Source organism: Brevundimonas sp., assembly GCF_041911375.1.
Lineage (GTDB): Bacteria > Pseudomonadota > Alphaproteobacteria > Caulobacterales > Caulobacteraceae > Brevundimonas.
In genome coordinates, this window is the sequence record NZ_JAYRPA010000062.1 from 55200 (window position 1) to 61731 (window position 6532).

Here is a 6532-nt window from a genome sequence, read left to right on the forward strand (position 1 = left end):
GCCCGAGGAGCCCGCCGTGGCCCGCCTTTTCGACGCCTATATCGTCGCCGACTGGACCGCCGCCGAGACGAAGAAGCTCGGCGATAATTCGCTGTGGATCGGCGTGGCCAAGCGCGACGTGCGCTTTCGTCTCTATACTGAAACCCACAATGTCGCGACGCGGGCGGAGGGCGAGGCGCTGCTGAACAGCCTCCTGGCGGACCACAGGCGGCGGGGCGACCGGGTGCTGGTCGGCTTCGACTTCAATCTGGGCTATCCCGTCGGCACGGCGCAGCGGCTGAAGCTGGAGGGAACGCCGTGGCAGGCGATGTGGAAGTTCATCGCCGCCAACGTCGTCGACAAGCCGGACAACACCAACAATCGCTACCAGGTCGCGGCCAAGATGAACCGGCTGATGACCGACGAGGCCTGGCCGCTGTGGGGCGCGCCGGCCAAGCAGGCGCAACGCTGGCTGACCACGACCAAGCCTGCGCAGGGCGCCGGCGACATCCCCGAGTTCCGCGCCGCCGAGAACGCTGCCCGAAAGGGTCGGCTGCAGCCCAAGAGCGTGTGGCAGATGCACGGCGCCGGCGCCGTCGGCGGCCAGACCCTGACCGGCGTTCCTGTCGTTCGCCGCCTGCTGGAGAAGCTGGGCCCCTCGGCGGCCGTATGGCCGTTCGGCACGGGGTGGCGCGCGCTGGCGCCGGACGATGTGGAGCCGTTGTCGGCGCTGGTGGTCGAGGTCTGGCCCTCGATGTTCGAAACCAAGCCCGTCGACGGCGAATACAAGGACCAGGCCCAGGTCCGCACCACGGCGGAGGCCCTGGCCCGGATGGATGACGCAGGCGATCTGGCCGGCGCCTTCGCGCCGCCGAAGACCGCGACGTCAGAACTGATCGCGCAGGTCGAGCAGGAAGAAGGCTGGATTCTGGGCGTCTGACCCGGGTCCCCCCGCCTTGACGCGGGGGCGCTTTGGTCCTAGGTGCGCGCGCCGCTTTCGGAGCCCGCATGTCGCACGCCCTCGCCCTGTCTGCGGCCCCCCGCCGTATCGAAGCGGAAACGCCGGCCGACGCGCAGAGCGTCGAGGCTCTGATCATGGCCGCCTTCGGCCCGGGCCGCTTCGCCAAGACGGCGGAGCGTTTGCGTGAAGGATCCCGTCCCGTCGCGGGCTTCGTCGCGCGGCAGGACGGACGGGTGATCAGCTCGGTGCGGCTGTGGCCGGTGACGGTCGGCGTGACGCACGCGCTGTTCCTGGGGCCGATCGCGGTCGACAAGGCCGTGCGCAGCGAAGGCCTCGGCGCTGAACTGGTTCAGGCCTGCGTCCGGCTTGCGCGGGAGACGGGCGTGGGCGGGGTGCTTCTGGTCGGCGATCGCCCCTACTTCGAACGGTTCGGCTTCCTGCCCGCACCTGAGGCGGTGCTGCCCGGGCCGGCCGATCCGAAGCGCGTCCTGTGGCTGGCGACCGGCGTGGAGACGGTGTCGGGACCCGTCCGTATCGGCTGAGCCTTTTCCGAACCGGTCGGGCGGCCTAAGTCATGTCCGGACATGACGAAGATGGACGACGCCAAGAACGGACTGAATGCTGTCGCGGAAGCGGTGAAACAGGCGCCGGGCCACGGCCTGCCGCCGGTGCACCTGTGGAATCCCACGCATTGCGGCGAGATCGACATCGTGATCCGGGCGGACGGCGTGTGGACGCACGAAGGTTCGCCGATCGGGCGCGAGGCCCTGGTGCGGCTGTTCTCGACGGTGCTGAGGAAGGATCCGGACGGATATCACTTGGTGACGCCAGTCGAGAAGATGCGGATCAGGGTCGAGGATCTGCCGTTTCGGGCCGTGGCCATGACCCAGGAGGGCGACGCGCTGACCTTCAGCACGGACGTCGGCGATCAGGTTCGGGCGAGCGCGGAAGATCCCATCGTGGTCGAGACGGATGCGGCGACGGGCGAGCCCCGGCCAAGGGTCCATGTGCGGCGTGATCTGTGGGCGCGGATCGCGCGGCCGGTCTTCTACGAACTGGTCGAGATGGCGGAGGCGAAGGACGGCCGACTGGTCGTTCGGTCGGGGGGCGGGACGTTCGATCTGGGAGCCCTGTCGTGAGCCTGGAGTCGCTGAAGAGGCGGCTGGCGGATCGTCTGGCGCCGGCCGACAGCTGGCGCCCCGAAATCCGGGCGGCCCGGTCGGACTTCGACCTGAACCCGACGATGACCCGCTCGGCCGCGACCCTGCGGCCGGCGGCCGTGCTGATCCCAGTGGTGGCGCGACCGGAAGGAGCCAGCGTGCTGCTGACGCGGCGGGCCGACACCCTGGCCAGCCATACCGGGCAGATCGCCTTCCCGGGCGGTCGGCTGGACCCTCGCGAGGATGCGGTCACGGCCGCGTTGCGCGAGGCGGATGAGGAGGTGGCCCTCGACCCGGGCGCGGTCGAGGTGCTGGGCCTGTCTGACGCCTATGAGACGGGAACCGGCTTTCTGGTGACGCCCGTGGTGGGCTGGCTGCGGGAGCCGCCGGTGGTGACCCCGTCGCCGGACGAGGTCGCCGAGGTGTTCGAGACGCCGTGGGACTTCCTGATGGATGCGGCCAACCACCGGCGGGACTTCTATGACCCCGAGGCCGGCCTGAGGCGCTGGTTCTGGGCGATGCCTTGGGGCGAGCGCTATATCTGGGGCGCCACCGCCGGCATACTGAAGTCGCTCCACGCGCGGCTGTATGGCGACGAGCCGGCGCCGGAAGCCGCCGCCGAAGAGGACGCGGCGTGACCGGCGCGACCTCGATGGCGGGCCAGCCGTGGCTGGAGGCCGCCTCGACCAAGGCGGTCATTGCGGCGCTCGAGGCTGCGGGCGGGAAGGACTGCGCGCGCTTCGTCGGCGGGTGCGTGCGCAACAGTCTGATGGGCCGGCCGGTCGACGATATCGACATCGCCACACGCCTGACGCCGAACGAAACCCTGGCGGCCCTGAAGGCGGCGGGCCTCAAGGCCGTGCCGACCGGCGTCGAGCACGGGACGGTCACAGGCGTTTCCGACGGCCGGCCCTATGAGATCACCACCCTGAGGCGCGACGTGGAGACCGACGGCCGCCGCGCCGTCGTCGCCTTCACCCGCGACTGGGCCGAGGACGCGGCCCGCCGGGACTTCCGGCTGAACGCCCTTTACGCGGACGCGCAGGGGACGGTCTTCGATCCGACGGGCGGGGGGCTGGCGGATGCGGCGGCGGGCCGGATCGTCTTCGTCGGAGAGGCGGAGACGCGCATCCGCGAGGACTATCTGCGCATACTGCGCTTTTTTCGCTTCTATGCCTGGTTCGGCAAAGGCGCCCCGGACTCCGTCGGGCTGGCGGCGTCCGCGCGGCTGAAGGACGGGATAGGCCGGCTGTCGGCCGAGCGGGTGTCGAAGGAACTGCTGAAGCTGCTGGCGGCGCCCGATCCGCGCGCGGCCGTGCGGGCGATGGCCGACAGCGGCGTGCTGGCGCAGGTGCTGCCGGAGGCCCCGCCGCTGGACCTGTTCGAGGCCCTGACCACCCTTACGGGCGACGCGGCCCTGCGGCTGTCGGCGCTTCTGCCCCCCGACGAGGCGGCGGTGATGGCTGTGGCGGGGCGCCTGCGGCTGGCGAATGCGCTGCGGGACCGTCTGGCCGCCATGATGCGGCAGGGGCAGGCGGTCGCGCCCGACATGGATCCGGCGTCGGCGCGGGCGGCGATCTATCGCCTGGGGCGCCAGACGTTCGAGGATCGGCTGGTTCGCGCCGAGGCCGCAACGGCCGGGGACGGCGGGCCGCTGCGCGCGCTGGCCGAAGGCTGGACGCCGCCGCGGATGCCGGTCGGCGGACGGGACCTGGCCCGGCTGGGGGTGACGCCCGGACCAGAGACCGGGCGCATCCTCAAGGCCTTCGAAGACCAATGGATCGCCGACGACTTCCCCACCGAGGGGCACGAGGCGAGATTGAAGGGCCTCATTCCGCCGCGCGCGTGAACTCGGTGATCACCGGGCGGTGGTCCGATCCCGTGGGTTCGCCCAGTCGTCGGTCAAGCAGGGCGAGGTCGGGCGAGCGCCAGACCTGGTCGATGGTGATGCCCAGCACGGCGGGGAGGTCTGTCGGCCACGTGCCCGGCCATCCGGAGGCGGGCAGCAGACCCAGCTCGGTCTTCATCTGACGGCCGATGCGTGCGGTGGAGACGCTGTTGAAATCGCCGGCGGCGATGACCGGATTGTCCGGCGCGGCCTGACGCCGTGCGGCCAGGGCCGTCACCTGATTGATCTGTCCCCACTGGTACTGAAAAGGCCAGGGACGGGTCAGGTGGACGCCGAAGACGTTGATCGGCCCCAGCGTCGTGTCGACCACGGCGCCGACCGTGCTCAGACCATCCGGCGGATCAGGCAGCTGGCGAAGGATGGGGCGGCGCGCGGCGATGACCGAGCGAGCCGGGCCGCTGGGACGATCCACGCGGCCCAGCAGGGCGCGGTGCGGATAGCCCGCCAGGATGTCGTCGATCCGCGCGGCGGGGCCGTCGCCGAACTCGACCAGAATGACGATGTCGGCGTTCGCGGCGGCGATGGAGCGTTGCATGGCCTCCACGTCGGTGTTCAGCGCCCAGACGTTGGCGGAATAGACGCGCAGGACGGGGGCGCCGGCCTGGGGTCGTCCCTTCGGCGGCGTCCACTGCGGCCAGACCGCGATCAGCAGGATCAGCGAGGCGAGGGCGCCGGCCACGGCCGCGGGCCAGAGACGCAAGGCCAGACACAGAACCGCGCCCAGGACGGCGACGACCAGCATGGGGGCGGTGAACTGGGCCAGGATGTCGACCCACCGATGGCCTATGCCGCTCAGCGCCGCCGCCCCAAACGCCGCCAGCCCCAGGAACCCGCCCATCGCGACCAGGGTGAAGACCCAGCGAAGGATGAGGCCGAGCGACAGGCTTTGCGGTTGAACGAGAGGCATGCTGGAACGTTGACCGTCGGCAGGAGGGGACATGGCCCAGCGGACCATCGCGGATATCGAGAAGATCTGGGCCAATGTCGAGGGCGTGAAAAAGCTTTCGGACCGTGTCATCGGCATCGGTCCGGTGGGCTTCGGCATGGACGCCCTGCTGACCTGGGTGCCGGTGGTGGGCACGGTCTACACCGTGGGAACGGCGGGCTGGCTGATGTGGCAGGCCAGGCAAGCCCGCGCGACGCCCGCGGTCCTGGCGCGAATGGCGGCCTATATGGCCATCGACACGGCGACGGGGACCGTGCCGATCGCGGGCGATATCGTCGACACCTTCTTTCCGGGCCAGCTGTTGGCCGCCCGCGCCTTGCAGAAGCATATCGAGGCGACCCACTGGGTCGAGGACACCGAGGCCAACGCGCGCGCCAGCGGCGCCCACGAACAGCACCTGGCCACGGTGCGTGATGAGCCGAAGCTGAAACGGATCGTCTATCTGCACGACTGATCGTGCGCGCAAGCCGGCGCTCGCCATCCTAATTTTCGGGATCAATCCCAGCGGGATCAAAGCCTTGGGTCGCTGGCGGCGCGATCGACGCGCCTGGGTCGGCGACTGAGTCAGGCTGATCTCCATCAACCGATGGAGATTTCCATGAGCGACGACTTTAGCGCCCGCCTGGCGCTGCCCTACCTGGCCGCCGGCCAGATGCAGAAACATGTGACGCTGAACACGGCCCTGACTCGGCTGGACGCCCTGCTGCAGGCCGCGGTGGTCAGCCGGACCACGCATGTCCAGCCCGCCGCGCCGGGCGAAGGCGACCTGTATATCCTGCCGGAGAACGCGGCCGGCGCGGACTGGGCCGGTCGGCCTGGCGGCGCCCTGATGCGACACGAAGCCGGCGGCTGGACGATGACGCCGACACCGGACGGCATGATCGTGGTGGTCCTGGACGCCGAGGAGGTCGTAGGCCGTCGAAGCGGCGACTGGATCTCTTTGTCGGACTGGATGGGCGACGACGAACTCAGCGTCCTGCGCCTTGGGATCAACACCACCGCTGACGCGGCCAATCCCTTCGCCGCCAAGGTCAACAAGCTGCTGTTCACCGCCCTGGGCGCCAGCGAGGGCGGCGACGGCGACCTGAGGATGACGCTGAACAAGGAGGTCGCGACGGACGTGCTCTCCCTGCTGTTCCAGAGCGGCTATGGCGGCCGGGCCGAACTGGGTCTGGTCGGCGACGACGACCTGAGCCTGAAGGTCAGCGCCGACGGCGCGTCGTGGCGCACGGCCGTGACGGTGGATCGGCACACTGGCCGGGTGTTCTTCGATCAGGGTGCGGCGCGCATCGAAACCACGGCGTTCACGAGCGACGGCGCCTATGCGCCTCCGCCTTGGGCGAAATGGATCGAGGCGACCTGCGTGGGCGGCGGGGGCGGCGGCGGCTCCGGCATGGCCGGCGCGTCGGGCACGGTCCGCTACGGCGGCGGCGGGGGCGGAGCGGCGGGACTGTCGCAGGCGGGCTGGCCGGCCCAGGCCTTGGCGGGCGTCGTGACCGTGCCGGTCGGCGCGGGCGGAGCGGGCGGGGCCGCCGTGAGCGGCGCCGGCCAGCCGGGCGCCTCGGGAGGCCACAGCC

General features: G+C 70.8%; 8 protein-coding genes. 7 read left to right on the forward strand and 1 reads right to left on the reverse strand.

Annotated features, from left to right (window positions below):
- Nucleotides 1–16 precede the first annotated feature (16 nt).
- From ACE3PU_RS10985 to ACE3PU_RS11005, 5 genes are all read left to right on the forward strand, one after another.
- Nucleotides 17–919, forward strand: a complete 903-nt coding sequence (locus tag ACE3PU_RS10985) for a cobalamin biosynthesis protein CbiG (RefSeq protein WP_374389655.1) — start codon at nt 17–19, stop codon at nt 917–919.
- 68 nt (nt 920–987) lie between these two features.
- Nucleotides 988–1482, forward strand: coding sequence for a GNAT family N-acetyltransferase (locus ACE3PU_RS10990; RefSeq protein WP_374389657.1), 495 nt, complete (start codon nt 988–990; stop codon nt 1480–1482).
- Nucleotides 1483–1533: 51 nt separating this feature from the next.
- Nucleotides 1534–2079 (forward strand): DUF1285 domain-containing protein, encoded by a 546-nt coding sequence (locus ACE3PU_RS10995; RefSeq protein WP_374389669.1) that lies wholly within the window; start codon nt 1534–1536, stop codon nt 2077–2079.
- Entirely contained in the window at nt 2076–2738 is a 663-nt protein-coding gene (locus tag ACE3PU_RS11000) for a CoA pyrophosphatase (RefSeq protein ID WP_374389659.1), read from the forward strand. Before ACE3PU_RS10995 ends, ACE3PU_RS11000 begins: the two co-directional genes overlap by 4 nt.
- Before the next feature lie 14 nt (nt 2739–2752).
- Complete coding sequence (locus ACE3PU_RS11005) at nt 2753–3949, forward strand: CCA tRNA nucleotidyltransferase (protein WP_374389671.1); 1197 nt, start codon at nt 2753–2755, stop codon at nt 3947–3949.
- On the opposite strand, the gene ACE3PU_RS11010 is transcribed toward ACE3PU_RS11005, so the two are convergent.
- On the reverse strand, nt 3930–4916 hold the full coding sequence (locus ACE3PU_RS11010) for an endonuclease/exonuclease/phosphatase family protein (RefSeq protein ID WP_374389661.1): 987 nt from the start codon (nt 4914–4916) through the stop codon (nt 3930–3932). The two genes, ACE3PU_RS11005 and ACE3PU_RS11010, sit on opposite strands and share 20 nt — an antisense overlap.
- Before the next feature lie 31 nt (nt 4917–4947).
- Here ACE3PU_RS11010 and ACE3PU_RS11015 point away from each other — a divergent pair, with 31 nt between their 5' ends.
- Both ACE3PU_RS11015 and ACE3PU_RS11020 read left to right on the forward strand, forming a co-directional pair.
- Nucleotides 4948–5409, forward strand: coding sequence for a DUF4112 domain-containing protein (locus ACE3PU_RS11015; protein WP_374389663.1), 462 nt, complete (start codon nt 4948–4950; stop codon nt 5407–5409).
- A gap of 144 nt (nt 5410–5553) precedes the next feature.
- Nucleotides 5554–6532: DUF2793 domain-containing protein (locus ACE3PU_RS11020; RefSeq protein WP_374389665.1), on the forward strand; the 979-nt coding region annotated here is incomplete at its 3' end.

Coding starts and splice junctions, on each gene's coding strand:
- ACE3PU_RS10990 (WP_374389657.1), top strand. CDS start 988: ATGTCGCACGCCCTCGCCCTGTCTGCGGCCCCCCGCCGTATCGAAGCG.
- ACE3PU_RS10995 (WP_374389669.1), top strand. CDS start 1,534: ATGGACGACGCCAAGAACGGACTGAATGCTGTCGCGGAAGCGGTGAAA.
- ACE3PU_RS11005 (WP_374389671.1), top strand. CDS start 2,753: ATGGCGGGCCAGCCGTGGCTGGAGGCCGCCTCGACCAAGGCGGTCATT.
- ACE3PU_RS11010 (WP_374389661.1), bottom strand. CDS start 4,916: ATGCCTCTCGTTCAACCGCAAAGCCTGTCGCTCGGCCTCATCCTTCGC.
- ACE3PU_RS11015 (WP_374389663.1), top strand. CDS start 4,948: ATGGCCCAGCGGACCATCGCGGATATCGAGAAGATCTGGGCCAATGTC.